A 22,143-nucleotide genomic window follows, 5' to 3' on the forward strand; every position below is an offset into this window, starting at 1 on the left:
TCTCTATGGTGGCCCGGCTCACGCCGAGCCGGGCCGTCGGGGGTGGGTCAGTCGCGCGTGTCGGCGGCCTCGGCCGCCAGGCTGGGGGTGCGCAGTCCGGCGAACAGGTCGTCCTCCGGGAGGTCCACGTCGATCAGGGTACGGGCGAGCTCGTAGTCCTCGGTGGGCCAGACCTCGCGCTGGACGTCGAGCGGGACGCGGAACCACGGGCCGTCCGGGTCGATCTGGGTGGCGTGGGCGATCAGCGCGCGGTCGCGGGTCTCGAACCAGTCGTCGCAGCGCACCCGGGTGGTGATCTCGCGCTCCTGGCGGCCGCTCTTCTCCCAGCCCGCGATCCACTCGCCGTACGGGGAGTCGTGCCCGTGCTCGGTGAGGTACTGGTGCAGGGCGCGGATGCGGCCCATCGGGAAGCCGTGGTTGTAGTAGAGCTTGAGCGGCTGCCAGGGCTCGCCGGCCTCGGGGTAGGCGTCCGGGTCGCCGGCGGCGTCGAAGGCCAGCATGGTGATCTTGTGGGTCATGATGTGGTCCGGGTGCGGGTAGCCGCCGTTCTCGTCGTAGGTCGTGATGACCTGCGGCTTGAACTCGCGGATCAGCCGGACCAGCGGCTCGGCCGCCTCCTTGACGTCCTGCAGGGCGAAGCAGCCCTCGGGCAGCGGGGGCAGCGGGTCGCCCTCCGGCAGGCCGGAGTCCACGAAGCCCAGCCAGGCCTGCTTGACGCCGAGGATCGCCCGCGCCTCGTCCATCTCCTTGCGGCGCACCTCGTGGATGTTCTCCTCGATGTACGGGTCCCCCTGCAGCTTGGGGTTGAGGACCGACCCGCGCTCGCCCCCCGTGCAGGTGGCCACGAGCACGTCCACACCGTGCTCGACGTACATGGCCATGGTGGCCGCGCCCTTGCTGGACTCGTCGTCCGGGTGGGCGTGCACCGCCATCAGTCGCAACTGCTCAGTCAACGCCTTGCGTTCCTTCCACATCGTCGGGCGTTCCGCGAAGTCCGGTCTGCCCACCGTACGAACCGCTCACTTCGGGACCGCGTCGCCGCAAGGCCGGCCTGCGCCGGTCTCCGGCGCGGCCGAGCCCCGCCCCCGCCGGACCGGCCGCGGGCGTGCCCCTCCTATAGTGACGGACTGGAGGTCCGTCGCATTCCCCGCACCACCCGCGCGGTCCCTCCCGAGGAGAGGACGGAGTCCGATGACTGCACAGAGCACCGCGACGCAGCTGCCCGAGGGGCGCTACGGCCGGAGGGGCGACGGCGAGTCGGACCGTCGGCTCAAGGTGGTCGGCGCGGTCTGCGGCGTGCTCGGCCTGGGGCTGATCGCCTGGCTGGGCGGCTCCTACCTGCTGCGCGAGTCGAAGATCAACGGCTCGGTGCCGACCTTCCAGGTGCTCTCCGACTCCGAGGTGCAGCTGCACCTCACCGTGCGCAAGAGCGACGGGACGGCCGGCACCTGCACGGTCCGTTCGCAGGGCGACGACCACGCGGTGGTCGGGGTGGCCGACTTCCCGGTCCCGGCGGCCGGGTCCAGCTACGAGGCCACCGTCACCCTGCGCACCACCGCCCGCGGCACCACCGCCGAGCTGCTCGGCTGCACCCCGGCGAAGTAGGCGCGGTAACGGCGGCGCCCCCGGGGACACCCGGCGGAGCGGGCCCGGAGCGCCCCCGAGGCATATTCGCCCACCGGAACGGGCATCCGTAGGAAGTCCCGCAGCCGGTTGCCGTACACCATGGCGCAATGCCGCCGTCAACGCCGCGACAACGGCCCTCCCGCTTGTCGGCAGGACTTGTTAGGCTCGTGGTTTCGCCCCTTCCGCACCGGATGGTACGGGAGCGGGCGTTGCTTTGTAGTTACGACCAATATCATCGTCGACCCTGCTGACGACTCACACCCTCAGCTCAGCCCCAGCACCTACGAGGAGCACCCGTGACCCAGACCAGCGAGAACGTGACCTGGCTCACTCAGGCCGGCTACGACCAGCTCAAGGCAGAGCTGGATCACCTGACCGGGCCCTGGCGCATCGAGATCGCCCAGAAGATCGAGGCGGCGCGCGAGGAGGGGGACCTCAAGGAGAACGCCGGCTACCACGCGGCCAAGGAGGAGCAGGGCAAGTACGAGCTGCGCATCCGCCAGCTGACCCAGCTGCTGGAGCGCGCCAAGGTCGGCGAGGCCCCGGCCGACTCCGGTGTGGTGGCCCCGGGCATGGTCGTCACGGTCGCGTTCGACGGTGACGAGGACGACCTGATGGAGTTCCTGCTGGCCTCGCGCGAGGTCGCGGGCTCCGACAACATCGACGTCTACTCGCCGCAGTCGCCGCTGGGCCGCGCGATCGACGGCAAGAAGATCGGCGACGAGGCCACCTACGAGCTGCCGAACGGCAAGCCCGCCATGGTGAAGATCGTCAAGGTCGTGCCGCACGCCGGCTGACCCGGCCCCGAGCAGCACCGCCGAGGGCGGTTGCGGAGTCCGTAGGGGACTCCGCAACCGCCCTCACCCGTCTCCGGCCGACGGAAGCGAGAAGCCCGGGGCCGGGACCGGAACCAGGACCGGGAGCGCCGCCGCTCAGCCCGCCGCCGAGCGGTACTTGCGCACCGACAGCCACGAGAACACCGCCGTGATCACCACCGACCAGAGCACCGACACCAGCGCCGCGTGCTGCATCGGCCAGGCGCTGTCCACCGGCCCGACCTGGTTGCCGAAGAGGTCCCGGCAGGCCTGCACGGTCGCGCTGAACGGGTTCCAGTAGGCGACGCCCTGCAGCCACCCCGGCATCGAGCTGACCGGCACGAAGGCGTTGGAGATGAAGGTCAGCGGGAACAGCCAGATCAGCCCGGCCGAGGTGGCCGCCTCGGGGCTGCGCACCGAGAGGCCGATCAGCGCGCCGATCCAGGAGAAGGCGTAGCCGAGCAGGAGCAGCAGCCCGAAGGCGCCGAGCGCCTTGAGCAGCCCGTCGTGGATCCGCCAGCCGACCAGCAGCGCGACCAGCGCCAGCACGACCAGCGTGAAGGCGGTCTGGCACAGGTCGGCGAGGGTGCGGCCGACCAGCACCGCGGAGCGGGCCATCGGCAGCGAGCGGAAACGGTCCACCAGGCCCTTGGTCATGTCCTCCGCGATGCCGGCCGAGGCGCCGGCGACGGCGAAGGTGACGGTCTGGGCGAAGATGCCGGCCATCAGGAACTGGATGTACGTGTGGGAGCTGGAACTCGCCCCGGGGATCTTGATCGCCCCGCCCATGACGTACGAGAACAGCAGCACGAACATGACCGGCTGCATGAGCCCGAACACCACGATCTCGGGGATCCGGGACATCCTGCGCAGGTTGCGCTTGGCGACCACCCAGGAGTCGTGCAGGGTCGCGGACAGGCCCCGGCGGGGCGTCGGCATGGCCGCGCCGATGGCGTGCTCGGTGGCGGTGCTCATCTCAGCGCTCCGTTCCGGCCGCGACGGCCTGCTGCTGGTCGGGCCCCTGGCCCCCGCCGTCCGCGCCGTCGCCCGAGGAGCCGCGGCCGCGACCGCCCCGGCCGCGGCCCTTGGCAGCGCCGCCGTCCTCCTCGACCGACTCGGCGACGTGGCCGGTGAGGGTGAGGAAGACGTCGTCCAGGGTCGGACGGCGCAGGCCGATGTCGTCGATCTCGATGCCCCGGCCGTCCAGTTCGCGGATCACGTCGGCGAGCACCCGGGCGCCGCCGCTGACCGGCACGGTGATCCTCCGGGTGTTCTTCTCCACCGCGGGTTCGCCCAGCGCGTACCCGGACAGGGCCGCGACCGCGTCCGTGACCAGGCCCGGGTCGTGCACCACGACCTCGATCCGCTCGCCGCCGATCTGCGCCTTGAGCTGGTCGGCGGTGCCCCGGGCGATCACCCGGCCGTGGTCGACCACGGCGATGTCGTGGGCGAGCCGGTCGGCCTCCTCCAGGTACTGGGTGGTGAGCAACAGCGTGGTGCCCTGCTCGACCAGGGTCTCGATGACCTCCCAGAGCGCGAGCCGGTTGCGCGGGTCGAGCCCGGTGGTCGGCTCGTCCAGGAACATCACCGGCGGCCGGACGACCAGCGCGGCGGCGAGGTCGAGGCGGCGGCGCATGCCTCCGGAGTAGGTCTTGGCGGTGCGGTCCTTGGCCTCGGTGAGGTTGAACCACTCCAGCAGCTCCAGCGCGCGGGCCTTCGCGCTGCGGGTGCTCATCTGGTAGAGCTCGCCGACCATGGTGAGGTTCTCGAAGCCGGTCAGGTATTCGTCGACCGCCGCGTACTGGCCGGACAGCCCGATCCGGCTGCGGACCTCGTTGGGGTGCTTGAGGACGTCGACTCCGGCCACCACCGCGCGGCCGGAGTCGGGACGGAGCAGGGTGGTGAGGACGCGCACGGTGGTGGTCTTCCCGGCGCCGTTCGGGCCGAGCAGCCCGAGCACCGTGCCCTCGGGGACGTCAAGGCTGACGCCGTCCAGGGCTCGTACGTCGCCGAAGGTCTTCACCAGGTTCTCGGCTTGGATGGCTGGCGCCATGGCCTGCCTCATCTCCTCGGACGAATGGAGCGATCTGTCCCACTTTGCCCCCCGTTCGGGCGCATGGGCGACTCGGTTCTCGGCCACCGACACAGAACGCGATGTATCGCGATCATGGCAACTCGCGATACATCGCGTCAAGCGAATTCGAGGAACCGCCCGCGGGGGCTCAGCCGGAGACCACGTACCCCGCGTCCCGCAGCTCCCCCACCACCAGCGCGCAGTGCTCCGGCCCCTTGGTCTCCAGGTGCAGGTCCACCTCGACCTCGGTGAGCCCCAGCCGCGGGTCGATCCGCACGTGCGCGACGTCCAGCACGTTGGCGTCCACCGCGGTCAGCACCCCCAGCAGGTCCGCCAGCGAGCCCGGCTTGTCCGCCAGCCGCACCCGCAGCGACAGGTAGCGCCCGGCCGCCGCCAGGCCGTGCCGAAGCACCCGCTGCATCAGCTGCGGGTCGATGTTGCCGCCGGAGAGCACCGCCACCACCGGGCCCTCGAACGAGTCCGGCTGTTCCAGCAGCGCCGCGATCGGGGCCGCCCCGGCCGGTTCGACCACCAGCTTGAGCCGCTCCAGACCGAGCAGCAGGGCCCGGGACAGCGCGTCCTCGGAGACCGTGCGGATGCCGTCCGCCAGCGTGTTGACCACCTCGAACGGGATGTCCCCGGGGCGCCCGACCATGATCCCGTCGGCCATCGTGGCGAAGTGCTCCAGCGAGACCGGACGCCCGGCCGCCAGCGAGGGCGGGTACGCGGCCGCGGCCGCCGCCTGCACCCCGACCACCCGGACGTCCGGCCGCAGCGGCTTGACCGCCGCCGCGATCCCGGCCAGCAGCCCGCCGCCGCCCACCCCGACCAGGATGGTGCGCACCTCGGGGCACTGCTCCAGGATCTCCAGACCGACGGTCGCCTGGCCGGTGACCACGTCCCAGTGGTCGAAGGGGTGGATGAACACCGCGCCGGTCGCCTCCGAGTACCGCTGCGCGGCCTGCAGCGCCTCGTCCACGGTGGCGCCGTGCAGCCGGACCTCGGCGCCGTACTCCCGGGTGGCGGCGACCTTCGGCAGCGGCGCCGCGACCGGCATGAACACGGTCGAGCGCACCCCCAGCAGCGAGGCCGCCAGGGCCACCCCCTGGGCGTGGTTCCCGGCGCTCGCCGCGACCACCCCGCCGGCCCGCTGCACCGGCGAGAGCCCCGCGATCCGCACGTACGCCCCGCGCAGCTTGAAGGAGCCGGTGCGCTGGAGGTTCTCGCACTTGAGGTGGACCGGCGCGCCGATCAGCCCGGACAGGTGCCGGCTCCCCTCCATCGGGGTCACCCGGGCGACCCCGGCGAGCATCTTCTGGGCACCGCGGACGTCGTCGAGGGTGATCGGCCAGTTGTGCATGAGCCCAGCGTAGGTCCGCCGCCGCGGCCAACCCGGGACGTCGGGCCTGTTCCCGGGCCCGCTCCGCCCGCGTACGCTGCTGCTTCTGAGCTTCTCTCACCGCATGACGATCGTGAGCCGCGATGACGACGACCTCGCCCCAGGCCACCGACCGAACCGAGCCCGTGCACACCCAACTCCAGTACCAGCTGGCGGTGTTCGCCCGCCGGATGGAACAGGTCCGAACCTCCGGCGGCGGCCTGGCCGCGCTGGACCGGGCCGCCTACCTGCTGCTCGACCGCCTGGAGCGGCACGGGCCGGCCAACGTCAAGGCGCTGGCCGACGCGCTCGGCGTGGACTCCTCCACGGTGACCCGCCAGGTCGCCCCGCTGGTCGCGGCCGGGCTGGTCGGCCGGGTGCAGGACCCGGCCGACCGCCGCGCGGTGCGGCTCGCACTGACCGCCTGCGGCACCGGCCGGCTCGCCGAAGTCCGGGACGGCCGGGCCGAGTTGACCCGCCGCCTGACGGCCGACTGGCCGCCCGAGGAGCAACAGGCGTTCTGCGCCCTGCTGGCCCGCTTCAACCTCGCGATGGAGTCGTACACGGCGGACCAGCAGGGTCAGTGACCCTTAGCCCAGCGCCTGGGTGAGGTCGGCCAGCAGGTCGTCGATCGACTCGATGCCGACCGAGACGCGGACCAGGTCGGCCGGCACCTCCAGCGGCGAACCGGCCGCCGAGGCGTGGGTCATCCGGCCCGGGTGCTCGATCAGCGACTCCACGCCGCCCAGCGACTCGCCCAGGGTGAACAGCCGCGCGCGGTTGCAGACCTCGACGGCCGCCTCCTCGCCGCCGGCGACCCGGAACGAGACCATGCCGCCGAAGGCCTTCATCTGCTTGGCGGCGATGTCGTGGCCGGGGTGCTCGGGCAGGCCCGGGTAGAGCACCTGGCTGACCTTGGGGTGGCCCGCCAGCAGCTCGGCGACCTTCTCCGCGTTGGAGCTGTGCCGGTCCATCCGGACGCCCAGGGTCTTGATGCCGCGCAGCACCAGCCAGGCGTCGAACGGCCCGGAGACGGCGCCCATCGCGTTCTGGTGGTACGCGACCTCCTCGCCGAGGCCCTCTTCGGCGAGCACCAGCGCACCGCCGACCACGTCCGAGTGGCCGCCCATGTACTTGGTGGTGGAGTGCACGACGGCGTCCGCGCCGAGCGCGATCGGCTGCTGCAGGTACGGGCTGGCGAAGGTGTTGTCGACCACCAGCAGCGCCCCGGCACCGTGCGCGACCTCGGCCAGCCCGGCCAGGTCGGTGATGCCGAGCAGCGGGTTGGACGGGGTCTCGACCCACACCGCGCGGGTGTTGGGGCGCAGCGCGGCGCGGACGTCGTCCAGCTTCTGGGTGTTGGCGACGGAGAACTCGACGCCCCAGCGGGTCAGCACCTTGGCGAACAGCCGGAAGGTGCCGCCGTAGGCGTCGTTGGGGATCACGATGTGGTCGCCCGGCTTGAGGATGGTGCGCAGCAGGGTGTCCTCGGCCGCCAGGCCGGAGGCGAAGGCGAGGCCGCGGGCGCCGCCTTCGAGGGCCGCGAGGCACTCCTCCAGCGCGGTGCGGGTGGGGTTGGCGCTGCGGCTGTACTCGTAGCCGCCCCGCAGGCCGCCCACCCCGTCCTGCTTGTAGGTGGACACCTGGTAGATCGGCGTGACGACGGCCCCGGTCTGGGGGTCTGCTTCCTGACCCGCGTGGATGGCGAGGGTCTCGAAGCCCTGGGGAAGCTGGTGCTCGGTCATGGCTCCGAGCCTAACGGCCGTACCGCCGTGCGCCCGCCGGAATGCCCGGACCTCCCGGACCGGATCCCCGAAGTCGGCCGGGCCGGAATCCGCGGGCCGTCCGGTGCGTTGAATCCTGGGCAACCCTCCCTACCCCGATGGAGCAGGCCGTGCTGTTCAACCGCCACAAGACCTCGCTCGTCCCCGCCGACCAGGCGCTGCCCGGCCGCCCGGCCCCGGCCTTCGCCCTGACCGAGCCGCACACCGTCCTCGGCCACCCGCTGACCGGCCCGTACCCGGAGGGGCTGGAGGTGGCCGACTTCGGGCTGGGCTGCTTCTGGGGCGCCGAGCGCACGTTCTGGCGGCTGCCCGGCGTCTGGACGACGCTGGTCGGCTACCAGGGCGGCTACACGCCGAACCCGACGTACGAGGAGGTGTGCAGCGGGCTGACCGGGCACACCGAGGCGGTCCGGGTGGTGTTCGACCCCGCGGTGGTGTCCTACGAGCGGCTGTTGAAGGCCTTCTGGGAGGCCCACGACCCGACCCAGGGCAACCGCCAGGGCAACGACGTGGGCACCCAGTACCGCTCCGCGCTGTACACCCACTCCCCCGCCCAGGCCGCCGCCGCGGTCGCCACCCGGGACGCCTTCCAGCCCGCCCTGACCGCGCTCGGTCACGGCCCGATCACCACCGAGATCGCCGAGGCCGGCCCGTTCTACCCGGCCGAGCCGTACCACCAGCAGTACCTGTCGGACGCCAAGAACCCCAACGGCTACTGCGGGCTCGGCGGCACCGGCGCCTCCTGCCCGATCGGGGTGGCCCGCACCCAGGGCTGACCGCCCGCCGCCGGACCGCCCCACCGCCGGGCCGGTCAGGGCGCCGGGCGGTGCGGGCGCCCGCTATCCGAGGTGACCGTTGCCGGGGGCGGGCGCAGACTGAAAGGGCCAGCAAGGGCGGCCCGGCCACCTGCCGGCGGCCGGGCCGTTCCTCGTGAGAGGAGTGCGTCATGTCCGGTCTGGTCCGCATGAGTTTCGAGGCTCCCGAGGAGGTCCGCCCGTTCGAGGACGGCTCGGGGGAGCTGCGGCTGGTCAATCTGGACGCCGGCCCGGTCGGCCGGGCCGTGTTCCAGCCGGGGTGGCAGTGGTCCAAGCACGTGAAGCCGATCGCGGGGACGGACAGCTGCCAGGCGGCACACCTGGGGTACGTGGTGTCCGGCCGGATGCGGATCGTCATGGACGACGGCGAGCAGGCCGACTACGGCCCGGGCGACTTCATGATCTGCCCGCCCGGCCACGACGCCTGGATCCTGGGCGACGAGCCGTGCGTGGTCGTGGACTGGCAGGGCTTCACGGACTACGCGAAGCGGTGAGCGCGACCGCCCGCCGCCTCGGGCGAACCGAGGGGCGGGCGGAGACGGCGGCGCAGAGAGTTCGGGCGGGGCGGGAGCGGATCAGACCGCGCTGCCGGCCTTCCACTCGGCCCAGCTCAGGTTCCAGCCGTTCAGGCCGTTGTCCGGGGCGACCGTCTTGTCCCCCGAGTTCCGGACCTCGACGACGTCGCCGACCATCGAGGACTTGTAGAACTTGTAGCCGTCCGTGCTGCTGTCCTGGGCGCCCTTGGCGTCCTGGAGGCCGACGCAGCCGTGGCTGGTGTTCTGCCCGCCGAAGATCGACGGCGAGGACCAGTAGTTGCCGTGGATGAAGGTGCCCGAGGTGGTGAGGCGCTGGGCGTGCGGCACGTCGGCGATGTCGTACTCGCTGCCCAGGTTGACGGTCTGCGAGTTCATCCGGGTCTGGGTGAACTGCTCGGAGATCACCATCTTGCCGCCCCAGGTGGTGTGCTCGGAGGAGCCGCCGGAGATCTTGTAGACGGCGCTGACCTGGCCGTCCGTGGTGACGGTGAGCTTCTTGGTGGCGAGGTCGGCGACGCTGGTCTGGGCCCGGCCGATGGTGAAGGCGACGTCCTTGGACTGGGTGCCGTAGACGCCCTTCGCGCCCTCGACGTCCTTGAGCCGGAGCTTGAGGGTGACCTTGGTGCCCTTGGCCCAGTACTCCTGCGGCCGGAAGTCGAGGCGGGTGCTGGAGAACCAGTGCCCGACGATCTCGACGCCCGGCTCCGCTATCACGGTGATCGCCGACTGGACGGCCTTCTTGTCCGTGATCGGCTTGCTGAAGTTGATCGAGACCGGCATGCCGACGCCGACCGTCGAGCCGTCCTCCGGGGTGAAGTAGCCGACGAAGGTGTTGGCCGGGGTCGCCGTGGTGAAGCTGGCGTTGGCGTCCGCCTCCAGCTTGTCCTTGTCGACGCCGCTGGCGGTCACGGAGTACTTGGTACCGCTGGCCGGGGCCGCGGCCGAGGTCCAGCTGGTGTTGTCGCTGGAGAGCTGGCCGGCCAGCTCCTTGCCGGTGGAGTCGGTGACCTTGACGTTGCTCAGGGTGCCGTTGGCGATGGTGACCTTGACCGGCTCGCTGAAACTGGCGCCGGTGGTGCCGTCCGCGGGGGTGACGGTGATCACGGCCGTCGAGGTCTTCGGCGCGCTGCTGCCACCGCCGGATCCCGGGGTGCCGCCGCCGTTGCCGGCGCCACCGTTGCCGGAGCCGCCGCTGCCGCCACCGCTGTTGTCGTTGCAGGCCGCGAGCAGCAGGACCGGCGCACCGATCAGGCCTGCGAGCACCCCGCGTCGGCTCCAGCTGCCTCCGGCCACCCGCCCCTGACCGTCCCGTGCCGTCACGTCGCGTCTCCCTGCTGATCATCCCGGGCAATTACGGATACAGAAACGCAATCCGGCCGCTCACGGTTCCATCACCGAAGGGTAGGCGATCGTATGAGATGACCCAACTCCCGCTGTTCATGGACAAAACACCCGGTCCGCCGACGGCGGACCGGGTGTTCACGGGTGGTCACGGCAGGAACGGCCGTTACTCGGCGGACTCCTCCACGGAGTACTCGTCCCACTCGTCGTTCTCGGGGTCGAACTCGGTCTGCGCCGACTCCCAGGTCGCCGAGGCGAGCTCCACGCCCGGGACGTCGCCGAGCAGCGCGACCGGGTCGATGAAGTGGGCGAGCGAACCCGACGGGTCCACCTCGATGGCCTCGACGGACTGGGCGCGCTCCTCGTCGTCGAGGTACTCGTCCTCGGCGACCTGCTGCAGGGCCGCGGCCTTGAGCGCGCCCTCGTCGGTGATCTCCGCGATGAGCTCGATCTTGAGCTTGACGTAGCGCGGCGCGTCGGTCGTTTCAGTGCTGGTCATGCCAGCGAGCGTACGGGAACGGCGGGCCCCCGGCGTGCACGGGAAGCCCAGGGTGCCCGGGGGAAGCGCGGCAGCGGGGCGGCAGGGAGCCGGGGCGCGGGCGGGAGGCCCGGACACACGGAGGGGGCCGGTCCTTCGGAACAGGACCGGCCCCACCGTGCTCCGAACCGGCTCCCCCACCCGGGAGCCGCGGAGCCGCGCCGTGACGGCGCGGTGATCGTCCGTGGGAGCCGCCGCACCCTGTCGACCGGCCGGAGCCGGGCAGGGTCGGGACGACGGCGCCCCCACGGAGGGGCCCCTCCCTCCGAACAACGGTCGGGGAGGGCGGACACGGCGGCCGGGTCAGGACCGTCCGACGTGACCGGAGCCGACCGCGGCCGCCGGGGAGCCGCTCCCGGTGGACCACTGCCGTCTCGCTCGGCGTCTTGCCGTTGACCACCACGATGCCGGAGCCGTGTTAACCGCGTGCTGCGGGCAGGTGACGCCGGTGTACCACTTCGCGCGTGGACGAATCCTCCGAATCCGGCCGCGGGCGGGCGGGGTGAGCGGGCGTCAGTGCGCGCCACGGGTGGTCAGGAAGCCCAGCAGGTCCTGGCGGGTGACGATGCCCTGCGGCTTGCCCTCCACCAGCACGACCGCCGCGTCGGCCTTCTCCAGCACCGTCATCAGGTTGGTGACGGTCTCGCCCGAGCCGACCACCGGCAGCGGCTTGGACATCACCTTGTCCAGCGTGTCGGTCAGCTCGATCTCCTTGGCGAAGATGCCCTCCAGCAGCAGCTTCTCCACCACCGAGCCGATCACCTCGCCGGCCATGATGTCCGGGTGCCCGGCGCCCGGGGAGACCACCGGCATCTGCGAGACGCCGTACTCGCGCAGCACCCGGACCGCCTCGGCGACCGTCTCGTTGGGGTGCATGTGGACGAACTGCGGGACGCCGCCCTGCTCGATGCCCTCCTTGCGGACCAGCACCTCGCTGATGTGGGCCTCGTCGGTGGCCGAGGGCAGGAAGCCGTAGTCGGCCATCCAGTCGTCGTTGAAGATCTTCGACAGGTAGCCGCGGCCGCCGTCCGGCAGCAGCACCACGACGACGTCGTCCGGCCCGAGCTTCTTGGCGACCTCCAGCGCGGCCACCACGGCCATCCCGCAGGAGCCGCCGACCAGCAGGCCCTCCTCCTTGGCGAGGCGGCGGGTCATCTGGAACGAGTCCTTGTCGGACACGGCGACGATCTCGTCCGCGACGCCGCGGTCGTAGGCGGTCGGCCAGAAGTCCTCACCGACGCCCTCGACCAGGTACGGACGGCCGGTGCCGCCCGAGTAGACCGAGCCCTCCGGGTCGGCGCCGATGACCTTGACCTTGCCGCCGGACGCCTCCTTGAGGTAGTTGCCGGTGCCGGAGATGGTGCCGCCGGTGCCGACGCCCGCCACAAAGTGGGTGATCTTCCCCTCGGTCTGCTCCCACAGCTCCGGGCCGGTGGAGTAGTAGTGCGAGGCCGGGTTGTCCGGGTTGGAGTACTGGTCCGGCTTCCAGGCGTTCGGGGTCTCGCGGACCAGGCGGTCGGAGACGTTGTAGTAGGAGTCCGGGTGCTCCGGGGCGACGGCGGTCGGGCAGACCACGACCTCGGCGCCGTACGCGCGCAGGGTGTTGATCTTGTCGGTGGACACCTTGTCCGGACAGACGAAGATGCACTTGTAGCCCTTCTGCTGGGCCACGATCGCCAGCCCGACGCCCGTGTTGCCGGAGGTCGGCTCCACGATCGTGCCGCCCGGCTTGAGGGCGCCCGAGGCCTCGGCGGCCTCGATCATGCGCATCGCGATGCGGTCCTTCACCGAGCCGCCGGGGTTGAAGTACTCGACCTTGGCCAGCACTGTCGCGGTGATGCCGTCGGTGACCTTGTTCAGCTTGACCAGCGGCGTGTTGCCGACCAGGTCGATGATCGAGTTGTGGTACCGCACGGGGGTCCTCCCGGTCTATGGGCATGCGAGTGCATTCGGTACTGCAAAGCCTAGGGCGTGCCACGCACCCCAGCCCTCCCTTCCCGCACTCCCCCCACCGCCGCCGCGCTCCCCCAATGGCCCACCCCGGCCCGCGCCCCGGTACTCCGGCCCTCCGCGCGGGTAAGAGCGCTGTGCAGGGATGGCCGTGTCCCCGGAGGGGACGGCACGAGGACGCGAAGGGGGCACCGGATGCCAGGGGCACAGGACTCGCGGGCCCGGGTGGCCCGTCGGATCGCCACCGCGGCGGCGTACGGCGGGGGCGGGCTCGGACTGCTCGGCGTGGGCCTGGTCGGCCTGCTGCTGACCGAGAGCAAACTCGCCGTCCAGGCCATCGGCGTCCTGGAGACCGTCCCGCCCAAGGCCGACGGCGTCTACGGCGAGGACTTCGCCGACCGCGGCGCACCGCCGCGGCCGCCGCTCGTGCTGGCCGTCCTCGGTGACTCCACCGGCGCCGGCCTGGGCGTGGCCCGCGGCCGCGAGACCCCTGGCGCGCTGCTGGCCTCCGGGCTGGCCTCGATCGCCGAGCGCCCGGTCCGGCTGGTCAACGTGGCCCGCTCCGGCGGCCGCTCGGCCGACCTCCCCGGCCAGCTGGAACGGGCCCTGCGGCACCGCCCGGACGTCGCCGTGATCATCGTCGGGGCCAACGACGTGACCCGGCACAGTCCGGCCCAGCTCGCCGTCCGCCAGCTCGGCGAGGCCGTCGCCGCGCTGCGCGCCAACGGCTGCGAGGTGGTGGTGGGCACCTGCCCGGACCTCGGGACGATCAAGCCGGTGCGCCCGCCGCTGCGCTGGGTGGCCCGGCGGCTGAGCCGCCAGCTGGCCGCCGCGCAGACCATCGCGGTGGTGGAGGCCGGCGGGCGCACCGTCTCGCTGGGCTCGCTGCTCGGCCCGGAGTTCGCCGGCCGCCCGGAGATGTTCGCCGCCGACCGCTACCACCCCTCGGCCCAGGGCTACGCCACCGCCGCGATGGCCGTGCTGCCCTCGGTCTGTGCCGCGCTGGACCTGTGGCCGGAGGAGGAGCGCCCGAGCGCCGCCCGCCCCGGCGGGGCGGCATCGCCGGGCGAGACGGTGCTGCCGGTCGCGGTGGCCGCCGCCGCCGCGGCCGGCCGGGCGGGCACCGAGGTCGCGGCCGTGGACCCGGAGGGCCCGGGCCGGCGCTGGGCGCTGCTGCGCCACCGGCTGCGGGTCGGCCCGGACGCGGTCCGGGAGCCCGGCCCGGTGCCCGGGAACACGTCGGCCAGCTCACACACCGGGGCCGGTGACGACTGAGCTACCAAGCGGTAGCTTTCCTCCCGGACCGCCAGGTCCGCCGTCACCCAGCGAGGAGCCTGCAATGCCCGAAGCCGTCATCGTCAGCGCCGCCCGTTCGCCGATCGGCCGGGCCTTCAAGGGCTCCCTCAAGGACGTCCGCCCGGACGACCTGACCGCCCACATCATCCAGGCCGCCCTGGCCAAGGTCCCGCAGCTCGACCCGCGCGAGATCGACGACCTGATGCTCGGCTGCGGCCTCCCGGGCGGCGAGCAGGGCCACAACCTGGCCCGCATCGTGGCCGTGCAGATGGGCATGGACTACCTGCCCGGTGCCACCATCACCCGCTACTGCTCCTCCTCGCTGCAGACCACGCGGATGGCACTGCACGCGATCAAGGCCGGCGAGGGCGACGTCTTCATCTCGGCCGGCGTCGAGACCGTCTCGCGCAGCGTCAAGGGCACCTCGGACGGCATGCCCGGCACCACCAACCCGCTCTTCGACGAGGCCCAGGCCCGCACCGCCAAGCGCGCCGAGGAGGGCGGCGGCGAGTGGCACGACCCGCGCGTGGACGGCCTGCTGCCGGACGCCTACATCGCGATGGGCCAGACCGCGGAGAACCTGGCCGCGCTCAAGGGCATCACCCGCGCCGACCAGGACGAGTTCGGCGTCCGCTCGCAGAACCTCGCCGAGGCCGCCATCAAGGCCGGCTTCTGGGCGCGCGAGATCACCCCGGTCACCCTGCCGGACGGCACCGTGGTCAGCACCGACGACGGCCCGCGCGCCGGCGTCACCCTGGAGGGCGTCTCCGGCCTCAAGCCGGTCTTCCGCCCCGACGGCACCGTCACCGCCGGCAACTGCTGCCCGCTGAACGACGGCGCGGCCGCGCTGGTCATCATGTCCGACACCAAGGCCCGCGAGCTCGGCATCACCCCGCTCGCCCGGGTGGTCTCCACCGGCGTCAGCGCCCTCTCCCCCGAGATCATGGGCTACGGCCCGGTCGAGGCCTCCAAGCAGGCGCTCCGGCGGGCCGGCCTGACCATCGACGACATCGACCTGGTCGAGATCAACGAGGCCTTCGCCGCCCAGGTCATCCCGTCCTACCGCGACCTCGGCATCGACCTGGACAAGCTGAACGTCAACGGCGGCGCCATCGCCGTCGGCCACCCCTTCGGCATGACCGGCGCCCGGATCACCACCACGCTGATCAACTCCCTGCAGTGGCACGACAAGCAGTTCGGTCTGGAGACCATGTGCGTCGGCGGCGGCCAGGGCATGGCGATGGTCATCGAGCGCCTCAGCTGACGCTCCCCGCACGCTCCGAAGGGTCTGGACCACCCATTTGGAGTGACCGTGCGTAATTGAGGGCCGGATCACACCGAGAGGTCGATCCGGCCCTCTTCGCGGTCGTTTCCGGTCCGGAGATCGACACTGCGGAGCGGATCAACTCCACTGCGTAGAACGGTGTTACCTAACAATTTGGGGACAAGAGCGAAAGTCCCGGACGAATTAGACATTCGCCACTGCGGTAACAGCCCCGGATGGGGCAGTGTGGACACGTAACCCCGTTCCGCTCCTCGCTAGGAGTACGTTCCGTGAGCGCCGTCTACACCATCCTGCTGCTGATCCTGATCACCGTGTCGACCGCCGTGCTGCTGCGCCTCCGGGGCATCTCCCGGCGGCTGGACGCACAGGCAGCGGCCCCGGCCGGGCCCGCGCCGGTGGACGAGGCCGCGATACGCCGGGCCGTCGCCGAGGCACTGGCCGCCGACCGCGAGCGGGAGATCACCGAGGCCCGGGCGTTCTGGGCCGAGCAGGAGGCCCGGGCGGCCGAGGACGCCCCGCTGTTCGACTCCCCGTTCCCCGGGGCGCCCTTCACCGAGGCGCTGGCCGGCACCGACGAGTGGCCGCTGTTCTTCCCCCGCCCCACCGGCCCGCAGGACGCCGCCGACAACGCCGGGACGATGGACCCGGAGTTCGGCGAGGCGCTGCGCTCCGCGCTGGAGGACCTGATCACCGAGGGCGGCACCGGCCCGGCCGAGCCGGGCACCGAGGGCGGCACCCCGCTGCGCCCCGGCCACCCGGTCGGCGAGACCGCCCCGGACGCCCGCGCCCGCCGCGAGGCCGACCTGCTGGCCACCGGCCTGGAGGCCGGACTGCTGGACGCCGAGCCGCTCGTCGAGGAGGCCCCGGTCGCCGCACCCGACCCGCGCCGCCACCCCTCCCACCCCGACTTCGTGCCGAGCCAGGCGCCCTCGCGGGAGTGGACCGACACCCGGCTCGCCGCCCTCGCCGAGGAGGCCGTCGCCCTGACCGACGTCCGCCCGGGCCCGCTCGGCACCCTGGACGTGTACGCCTTCGCCGACGGCACCACGCTGTGCGTGGCCCCGGGCGACCGGGAGGCCGCCTACCGGCTGATCGACGCGGTCCGTGCCGGTGAGCACGTCCGACTGCTCGGCGGCTCGCGCTTCTCCGGCTCCTACTCGCTGACCTTCTCCACCGACGAGGAGGCCGTCTACGTGCTCGCCGACCGGGTGGTCGCCAGCATCTGACCAGGCCTCAGCCACGCAGCAGGACCGAAGGCCGCCCGGGTCACGGGGTTACCGACCCGGGCGGCCTTCGACGTGTCCGGCTCCGAAAACGTGCCCGGGGAACCCGCTCCGGGCACGTACTCAGGAACCCCGCTCCGGGGGTCAGGCGCAGAGCCCGGCCGTCTCCCGCACCGCGGCCACCGCCCCGGCCAGCAGCTCGCCCACCGCCACCGGCCCGTCCGGCAGCGCCACCTCGGCCCCCTCGGGCAGCGCCGCGAGCGCGGCCGCCAGGTCGTGCCCGGCGACGGCCAGCTGGTCCCCCGCCGCGAAGGCCCCGGCGTCCGGGAACTCCCGCTCCGGCCCGCCCTCCGCGGCCAGCGCCAGCGCGGCCAGCCGCCGGGCCAGCGCCAGCACGGCCGCCGCCCGCGAGGCGTGCCCGGGCACGGCGCCCAGCAGCTTGCTCTGCGGCAGCGAGCGGAAACGATCCGCCAGTCCGTCGACGGCTACGACCAGGGGCTGTACGTCATGCATGCACAGGAGCCTAACCAAAACGCCGCCGGGCCCCGGAGCAGCGAGTGCTCCGGGGCCCGGCGGCAGTGGGTGGCGAGGACGGGAGGTGCGTCAGTCGTCGCCGCGCAGAACGGCGATCAGGCGCAGCATCTCGAAGTAGATCCACACCAGCGAGAAGGTGAGCCCGAAGGCGGCCCGCCAGGACTCCTCCTGCTGCGCACCCCGGGCGATCGCCTGCTCGATCTCGGTGAAGTCCATCGTCAGGTAGAACGCGCCGAGGGCGACGCCGACCAGACCGACCACCAGGCCCAGCGGACCGGACCAGGTGCTCAGGCCCCCGCCGGCCATCGACGCGATCCAGTTGATCAGCAGCAGGACCGAGAAGCCCAGGCCGACCGCGTACCCGATCCGGGCGTACTTCGGGGAGACCCGGAGTCGGCCGCTCTTGTAGACGAAGAGCGTCGCACCGGAGACCGCCGCCGTGCCCAGCACCGCCTGAATCGCGATGCCTTCCATCAGGGTGTTGAGGTAGTGCGAGATCGCGCCGAGGAAGAAGCCCTCGAATGCCGCGTAGACCAGCACCAGCGCGGGGCTGATCTTGTTACGGAACTGGATGACCAGACCGACGATCATGGCGACCAACGCGGCGCCCACTGCGGGGCCGAAGCTCCCGTACGGCAGCGTGAACCACGCCACCGCACCGCCCGCGAGCACGGTCAGCAGCGAGATCGCCGTGCGGGCGACCACGTCGTCGAGCGTCATCCGCTCGGTGGCCCCGGGGCCGGCCGACGGCCCGTTGTACATCTGGTAGAGCTGCTCGTCCGTCAGCGGGCCCTGCCCCTGCGGCTGGGCGTAGGGCGTGCCCGCGTACGGGTTGCCGTGCTGGCCCCCGGCCTGCGCGGTGCCACCGAACCCCGCGTAGCCGGGCTCGCGGGTGAAGGACCCCTCCCGCGAGAAGACCGGGTTGCTGCTTCTCATGTGCTCATTCCCTCCGTGGCGGCACTGCACCGCCCAGGCACCAGGGTAATGGCTTGGCAAAAATTCCGGGATACGCCGCGAGGAGGATCCGGTGAACGACTCCCGGCGGGGACGCCGGAGGCGCCCCCGCGGGTCGTTGCGGTGCCCGGAGCCGGACTCGAACCGGCACGGCCTCGCGGCCAAGCAGTTTTAAGCTGCCCGTGTCTGCGTTCCACCATCCGGGCGTCCTGCGAACCACCCCTGAGACTAGTCGCCCGGCTCACCCTTTCGCATGTTCCCAGCCCGGGAAGTTGTCATGTTTCCTTGCCATCTGACGAACAGTTCGGGATTCGGCCACGAAGCACGGTGATTCCGGCCACCGCACCGTCCTCAGGGTTCCCGTCATACCGCAGGAGGAGGGTCCGGCACCTCCGTACGCCCAGCGGGGGTCAGGCCAACCGTTCGAGGGAGCGACGCAAAACCATGATCACGTAGCGGAGCATGGAGGGACCAATCAGCAAACCAGCAAGGAGCTCCCCCGTGACCACGCCGACCGCAACCGCCGTCCGTACCGGCCGGGCGGCCGCCCGCGCCACCGGTCTGAACAAGGTCTACGGGGAGGGGGAGACCCGGGTCGTCGCCCTGGACAACGTCAGCGTCACCTTCCCCCAGGGCGAGTTCACCGCCATCATGGGCCCCTCCGGCTCCGGCAAGTCCACCCTCATGCACTGCATGGCCGGCCTGGACACCGTCTCCTCCGGCTCCACCACCATCGGCGACACCGAACTCGTCGGCCTCAAGGACAAGCAGCTCACCCAGCTGCGCCGCGACCACATCGGCTTCATCTTCCAGGCCTTCAACCTGCTGCCGACGCTGACCGCCCTGGAGAACATCACCCTGCCGATGGACATCGCCGGCCGCAGGGCCGACCAGGCCTGGCTCGACCGCGTCGTCGACACCGTCGGCCTCTCCGGCCGCCTCAGCCACCGCCCCTCCCAGCTCTCCGGCGGCCAGCAGCAGCGCGTCGCCTGCGCCCGCGCCCTCGCCGGAAAGCCCGACATCATCTTCGCCGACGAACCCACCGGCAACCTCGACTCCCGCTCCGGCGCCGAGATCCTCTCCTTCCTGCGCAACTCCGTGCGCGAACTCGGCCAGACCGTCGTCATGGTCACCCACGACCCCGTCGCCGCCTCCTACGCCGACCGCGTCGTCTTCCTCGCCGACGGCAAGATCGTCGACGAACTCCACACCCCCACCGCCGACACCGTCCTGGACCGCATGCGCCGCTTCGACGCCAAGGGCCGCACCAGCTGAGCCAGCGAGCCGACCGAAGCCCTCGAACCTCCCCAGGACACCTCATGTATCGCACCGCACTGCGCAACGTGCTGGCCCACAAGGGCCGACTGCTGATGACGGCGCTGGCCGTCATGCTCGGCACCGCCTTCGTCGCCGGCACCATGGTCTTCTCCGACACCTTCGGCAAGGCCCTGCGCGACAGCAACTCCAAGAGCTACTCGGACGTCGCCGTCCAGGTCGTGGACCGCGCGGCCGGCCCCGGCGCCTCGACCAGGCACAAGGGCGAGGCCGGCGCCGGACTCACCGACGACATCGTCCAGCAGCTGGCCGGGCTGCCCGGCGCGGCGAGCGCGCGCGGCGTGGCCGGCGGCTTCACCGGGGTCGCCGACAAGCAGGGCAACCTGATAGGCCAGGTCTGGTCGGCCAAGGGCGCCAACTTCGCCCCCGGCCAGGACGGCCGGGACCCGCGCTACCCGATGACCGAGGGTCAGGGGCCGAAGAACGCCAAGGAGGTCGCCCTCGACCGCAGGACCGCCGAGAAGGCGGGCTACAAGGTCGGCGACACCGTCCGGGTGGCCGCCAACGGTCCGGTGATCGAGGCGAAGCTCACCGGCGTCTTCACCACCGACGACCCGGTGGTGAACACCGGCGGCACGCTCACCCTGTTCGACAAGGCCACCGCCCAGCAGACCCTGCTGGAGCCGGGCCGCTACAGCAGCGTCGTGCTCACCGCCAAGCCCGGCACCTCCCAGGAGGCGCTGCTCGCCGAGGTGGAGTCGAAGGTCCCGGCCGCCCAGAAGTTCGACGTCGAGACGGGCGCCAAGCTGCAGGCGGACGAGCAGGAGCAGATCACCAAGGGCACCGACAGCATGCGCACCATGCTGCTGGTCTTCGCCTTCATCTCGCTCTTCGTCGGCATCTTCATCATCGCCAACACCTTCACCATGCTGGTCGCCCAGCGCACCAAGGAGCTCGCGCTGCTGCGGGCGATCGGCGCCAGCCGCAAGCAGGTGACCCGCTCGGTGCTGATCGAGGCGCTGCTGATCGGTGCCGTCTCGGCGGCGGCCGGTCTGCTGGCCGGGATCGGGATCGGCGCCGGGATGCAGTCGCTGATCGGCTCGCTGGACGAGAACATGCCGAGCGGCGCGCTGGTGATCCAGCCGATGACCGTCGTGGTGACCCTCGTGGTGGGCGTCCTGGTGACGGTCCTGTCCGCCCTGCTGCCGGCCGTGCGGGCCGCCCGGATCGCGCCGGTGGCGGCGATGAGCAGCGGCGACCAGCCGACCAGTCAGAAGAGCCTGGTGGTCCGCAACACCATCGGTTCGGTGCTCGCCGGCGGCGGCCTGGCGCTGATCGCCTACGGCGCCTCCACCGGCGACGACAGCGGCCGGATGCCGGTCGGCGCGGGTGCCTTCCTGGCCCTGATCGGCGTGTTCGTGCTGCTTCCGCTGCTCTCCCGCCCGGTGGTCGCCCTGGTCGGCCCGCTGCTGCGGGGGCTGGGCGGCACTCCCGGCAAGCTCGCCCAGCAGAACGCGGTGCGCAACCCGCGCCGCACCGCGGCCACCGCCGCCGCGCTCACCATCGGACTGACCCTGGTCAGCGGTCTGACCGTGATCGGCACCTCGGTGGGGGACACCATCGACCGGGCCGTGACCAAGTCGATGAAGGCCGACTACATCGTCTCGACCGCCAACAACATGAGCCTGTCCGGGCAGGTGGCCGCCCAGATCGCCAAGGCGCCCGGGGTGGCGGCCTCCTCGCCGATGACCGACTCCACCTGGAAGCTCGACGGCAGCTACAAGGACATCACCGGGCTGAACCCGGCCGTCCTGGACCAGATCGCCGACATCAAGCTGACCAGCGGTTCCGCCGCGGCCCTCGGCAAGGGCCAGCTGCTGGTGGACCAGGACGTCGCGACCAAGTTCCACGTCACCACCGGCTCGACGATGGAGGTGTCCTACCCGGACGACTCCACCGGCCGGCTCACCGTCGGCGGCGTGTACGAGAACGGCGGCGTGCTCGGCTCGGTCCTGCTGGCCGACAGCGAGGTCGCCAAGCACGACCCGAAGCCCGACATCCGCCAGGTCCTGGTCAAGGGCAAGGACGGCGCCACCGCCGGGCTCAAGCAGTCGATCAAGGACGCCACCGGCGCCAACCCGGTGATCGAGGTCAAGTCCAAGCAGGACGTCCGGGACGAGTTCAGCCAGGTCATCACCTTCGCGCTGAACCTGATGTACGGCCTGCTGGGCATGGCGGTCCTGATCGCCGTCCTGGGTGTGATCAACACCCTGGCCATGTCGGTCTTCGAGCGCAAGCGCGAGATCGGGATGCTGCGGGCGATCGGCCTGGACCGCAGCGGCATCAAGCGGATGGTCCGGCTGGAGTCGGTGGTGATCTCGCTCTTCGGCGCCGGGATCGGCCTGCTGCTCGGCTGCTTCATCGCCTGGGCGATCAACGGGACGCTCAAGTCCAGCCTGAGCGGGCTGACCACCGTCCTGCCGTACGGCCAGTTGGCGCTGTTCCTGGGCCTGGCCGGGCTGGTCGGCCTGGTGGCCGCGATCTGGCCGGCCCGCCGGGCCGCCAAGCTGGACATCCTGTCGAGCATCAAGACCGACTGACGCCCCGTCGGCCGGGTCCGCCCGCCGCCGCCCGCCCCCGGTCGCACCCGCGACCGGGGGCAGGCCCGCTCCTGCGCACAGCAGGAGCCGCCACGGGGCACAGCAAGAGCCCCTGCCGG

General features: G+C 72.0%; 20 protein-coding genes and 1 tRNA gene. 10 read left to right on the plus strand and 11 right to left on the minus strand.

Features of this window, described 5'->3' with window-relative positions:
• Positions 1-47: 47 nt before the first annotated feature.
• Positions 48-953 carry a mycothiol conjugate amidase Mca gene (gene mca / locus AB0F71_RS11395; protein WP_360231040.1) on the minus strand — a complete coding sequence of 302 codons (906 nt, stop codon included), beginning with the start codon at positions 951-953 and terminating at the stop codon, positions 48-50.
• Between the two features lie 238 nt (positions 954-1,191).
• Here mca and AB0F71_RS11400 point away from each other — a divergent pair, with 238 nt between their 5' ends.
• Both AB0F71_RS11400 and greA read left to right on the plus strand, forming a co-directional pair.
• On the plus strand, positions 1,192-1,605 hold the full coding sequence (locus tag AB0F71_RS11400; RefSeq protein WP_360231043.1) for a DUF4307 domain-containing protein: 414 nt from the start codon (positions 1,192-1,194) through the stop codon (positions 1,603-1,605).
• A gap of 317 nt (positions 1,606-1,922) precedes the next feature.
• Positions 1,923-2,423, plus strand: a complete 501-nt coding sequence (gene greA / locus AB0F71_RS11405) for a transcription elongation factor GreA (RefSeq protein ID WP_360231046.1) — start codon at positions 1,923-1,925, stop codon at positions 2,421-2,423.
• 135 nt (positions 2,424-2,558) lie between these two features.
• On the opposite strand, the gene AB0F71_RS11410 is transcribed toward greA, so the two are convergent.
• The 3 genes from AB0F71_RS11410 to ilvA form a co-directional block, all read right to left on the minus strand.
• Positions 2,559-3,416 (minus strand): ABC transporter permease, encoded by an 858-nt coding sequence (locus AB0F71_RS11410; protein ID WP_360231049.1) that lies wholly within the window; start codon positions 3,414-3,416, stop codon positions 2,559-2,561.
• Position 3,417: 1 nt separating this feature from the next.
• Positions 3,418-4,494 (minus strand): ATP-binding cassette domain-containing protein, encoded by a 1,077-nt coding sequence (locus AB0F71_RS11415; RefSeq protein WP_360231052.1) that lies wholly within the window; start codon positions 4,492-4,494, stop codon positions 3,418-3,420.
• 169 nt (positions 4,495-4,663) lie between these two features.
• The gene (ilvA, locus tag AB0F71_RS11420; protein ID WP_360231055.1) at positions 4,664-5,875 is read right to left on the minus strand and encodes a threonine ammonia-lyase; all 1,212 of its coding nucleotides are present in this window, start codon (positions 5,873-5,875) and stop codon (positions 4,664-4,666) included.
• A gap of 122 nt (positions 5,876-5,997) precedes the next feature.
• Here ilvA and AB0F71_RS11425 point away from each other — a divergent pair, with 122 nt between their 5' ends.
• The gene (locus AB0F71_RS11425; RefSeq protein ID WP_360231058.1) at positions 5,998-6,480 is read left to right on the plus strand and encodes a MarR family transcriptional regulator; all 483 of its coding nucleotides are present in this window, start codon (positions 5,998-6,000) and stop codon (positions 6,478-6,480) included.
• 3 nt (positions 6,481-6,483) lie between these two features.
• Here AB0F71_RS11425 and AB0F71_RS11430 read toward each other — a convergent pair whose 3' ends face one another.
• Entirely contained in the window at positions 6,484-7,638 is a 1,155-nt protein-coding gene (locus AB0F71_RS11430) for a cystathionine gamma-synthase (RefSeq protein WP_360231061.1), read from the minus strand.
• 137 nt (positions 7,639-7,775) lie between these two features.
• Here AB0F71_RS11430 and msrA point away from each other — a divergent pair, with 137 nt between their 5' ends.
• Both msrA and AB0F71_RS11440 read left to right on the plus strand, forming a co-directional pair.
• Positions 7,776-8,453 carry a peptide-methionine (S)-S-oxide reductase MsrA gene (gene msrA, locus AB0F71_RS11435; protein WP_360231064.1) on the plus strand — a complete coding sequence of 226 codons (678 nt, stop codon included), beginning with the start codon at positions 7,776-7,778 and terminating at the stop codon, positions 8,451-8,453.
• A 170-nt stretch (positions 8,454-8,623) separates the two neighbouring features.
• A complete protein-coding gene (locus tag AB0F71_RS11440; RefSeq protein WP_360231067.1) occupies positions 8,624-8,986 on the plus strand; it encodes a cupin domain-containing protein in 363 nt (120 codons plus the stop codon).
• An 81-nt stretch (positions 8,987-9,067) separates the two neighbouring features.
• Here the strand turns inward: AB0F71_RS11440 and AB0F71_RS11445 are convergent, their stop codons facing one another.
• The 3 genes from AB0F71_RS11445 to AB0F71_RS11455 form a co-directional block, all read right to left on the minus strand.
• A complete protein-coding gene (locus AB0F71_RS11445) occupies positions 9,068-10,348 on the minus strand; it encodes an Ig-like domain-containing protein (protein WP_360231070.1) in 1,281 nt (426 codons plus the stop codon).
• 187 nt (positions 10,349-10,535) lie between these two features.
• Positions 10,536-10,868 carry a hypothetical protein gene (locus AB0F71_RS11450; protein WP_360231073.1) on the minus strand — a complete coding sequence of 111 codons (333 nt, stop codon included), beginning with the start codon at positions 10,866-10,868 and terminating at the stop codon, positions 10,536-10,538.
• A gap of 552 nt (positions 10,869-11,420) precedes the next feature.
• Complete coding sequence (locus tag AB0F71_RS11455) at positions 11,421-12,821, minus strand: cystathionine beta-synthase (RefSeq protein ID WP_360231076.1); 1,401 nt, start codon at positions 12,819-12,821, stop codon at positions 11,421-11,423.
• A 231-nt stretch (positions 12,822-13,052) separates the two neighbouring features.
• Between AB0F71_RS11455 and AB0F71_RS11460 the strand changes: the two genes are divergently transcribed.
• From AB0F71_RS11460 to AB0F71_RS11470, 3 genes are all read left to right on the plus strand, one after another.
• Entirely contained in the window at positions 13,053-14,132 is a 1,080-nt protein-coding gene (locus AB0F71_RS11460) for an SGNH/GDSL hydrolase family protein (protein ID WP_360231079.1), read from the plus strand.
• Between the two features lie 64 nt (positions 14,133-14,196).
• Entirely contained in the window at positions 14,197-15,417 is a 1,221-nt protein-coding gene (locus AB0F71_RS11465) for an acetyl-CoA C-acetyltransferase (protein WP_360231081.1), read from the plus strand.
• 290 nt (positions 15,418-15,707) lie between these two features.
• Positions 15,708-16,664 carry a hypothetical protein gene (locus AB0F71_RS11470; RefSeq protein ID WP_360231084.1) on the plus strand — a complete coding sequence of 319 codons (957 nt, stop codon included), beginning with the start codon at positions 15,708-15,710 and terminating at the stop codon, positions 16,662-16,664.
• Positions 16,665-16,805: 141 nt separating this feature from the next.
• Here AB0F71_RS11470 and AB0F71_RS11475 read toward each other — a convergent pair whose 3' ends face one another.
• The 3 genes from AB0F71_RS11475 to AB0F71_RS11485 all read right to left on the minus strand — a co-directional run bounded on the left by AB0F71_RS11475 (position 16,806) and on the right by AB0F71_RS11485 (position 18,355).
• Complete coding sequence (locus AB0F71_RS11475; protein WP_360231087.1) at positions 16,806-17,174, minus strand: hypothetical protein; 369 nt, start codon at positions 17,172-17,174, stop codon at positions 16,806-16,808.
• 90 nt (positions 17,175-17,264) lie between these two features.
• Positions 17,265-18,131: a Bax inhibitor-1/YccA family protein gene (locus AB0F71_RS11480; RefSeq protein ID WP_360231090.1), complete on the minus strand. Its 867-nt coding sequence runs from the start codon at positions 18,129-18,131 to the stop codon at positions 17,265-17,267.
• Between the two features lie 142 nt (positions 18,132-18,273).
• Positions 18,274-18,355: transfer RNA gene (locus tag AB0F71_RS11485), tRNA-Leu, on the minus strand.
• Positions 18,356-18,611: 256 nt separating this feature from the next.
• On the opposite strand from AB0F71_RS11485, the gene AB0F71_RS11490 reads away from it, so the two are divergent.
• Positions 18,612-19,424, plus strand: a complete 813-nt coding sequence (locus AB0F71_RS11490; protein WP_360231093.1) for an ABC transporter ATP-binding protein — start codon at positions 18,612-18,614, stop codon at positions 19,422-19,424.
• Between the two features lie 44 nt (positions 19,425-19,468).
• Positions 19,469-22,024 (plus strand): FtsX-like permease family protein, encoded by a 2,556-nt coding sequence (locus AB0F71_RS11495; protein WP_360231096.1) that lies wholly within the window; start codon positions 19,469-19,471, stop codon positions 22,022-22,024.
• Positions 22,025-22,143 lie beyond the last annotated feature (119 nt).

Source organism: Kitasatospora sp. NPDC028055 (assembly GCF_040637885.1).
In the GTDB taxonomy this organism is placed as follows: Bacteria; Actinomycetota; Actinomycetes; order Streptomycetales; family Streptomycetaceae; genus Kitasatospora.

What these genes read in the sequence shown, in the direction of transcription:
- AB0F71_RS11400 (WP_360231043.1), top strand. Translation starts at nt 1,192, where the DNA reads ATGACTGCACAGAGCACCGCGACGCAGCTGCCCGAGGGGCGCTACGGC.
- AB0F71_RS11410 (WP_360231049.1), bottom strand. Translation starts at nt 3,416, where the DNA reads ATGAGCACCGCCACCGAGCACGCCATCGGCGCGGCCATGCCGACGCCC.
- AB0F71_RS11415 (WP_360231052.1), bottom strand. Translation starts at nt 4,494, where the DNA reads ATGGCGCCAGCCATCCAAGCCGAGAACCTGGTGAAGACCTTCGGCGAC.
- ilvA (WP_360231055.1), bottom strand. Translation starts at nt 5,875, where the DNA reads ATGCACAACTGGCCGATCACCCTCGACGACGTCCGCGGTGCCCAGAAG.
- AB0F71_RS11425 (WP_360231058.1), top strand. Translation starts at nt 5,998, where the DNA reads ATGACGACGACCTCGCCCCAGGCCACCGACCGAACCGAGCCCGTGCAC.
- AB0F71_RS11430 (WP_360231061.1), bottom strand. Translation starts at nt 7,638, where the DNA reads ATGACCGAGCACCAGCTTCCCCAGGGCTTCGAGACCCTCGCCATCCAC.
- msrA (WP_360231064.1), top strand. Translation starts at nt 7,776, where the DNA reads ATGGAGCAGGCCGTGCTGTTCAACCGCCACAAGACCTCGCTCGTCCCC.
- AB0F71_RS11440 (WP_360231067.1), top strand. Translation starts at nt 8,624, where the DNA reads ATGTCCGGTCTGGTCCGCATGAGTTTCGAGGCTCCCGAGGAGGTCCGC.
- AB0F71_RS11450 (WP_360231073.1), bottom strand. Translation starts at nt 10,868, where the DNA reads ATGACCAGCACTGAAACGACCGACGCGCCGCGCTACGTCAAGCTCAAG.
- AB0F71_RS11460 (WP_360231079.1), top strand. Translation starts at nt 13,053, where the DNA reads ATGCCAGGGGCACAGGACTCGCGGGCCCGGGTGGCCCGTCGGATCGCC.
- AB0F71_RS11465 (WP_360231081.1), top strand. Translation starts at nt 14,197, where the DNA reads ATGCCCGAAGCCGTCATCGTCAGCGCCGCCCGTTCGCCGATCGGCCGG.
- AB0F71_RS11475 (WP_360231087.1), bottom strand. Translation starts at nt 17,174, where the DNA reads ATGCATGACGTACAGCCCCTGGTCGTAGCCGTCGACGGACTGGCGGAT.
- AB0F71_RS11480 (WP_360231090.1), bottom strand. Translation starts at nt 18,131, where the DNA reads ATGAGAAGCAGCAACCCGGTCTTCTCGCGGGAGGGGTCCTTCACCCGC.
- AB0F71_RS11490 (WP_360231093.1), top strand. Translation starts at nt 18,612, where the DNA reads ATGGAGGGACCAATCAGCAAACCAGCAAGGAGCTCCCCCGTGACCACG.
- AB0F71_RS11495 (WP_360231096.1), top strand. Translation starts at nt 19,469, where the DNA reads ATGTATCGCACCGCACTGCGCAACGTGCTGGCCCACAAGGGCCGACTG.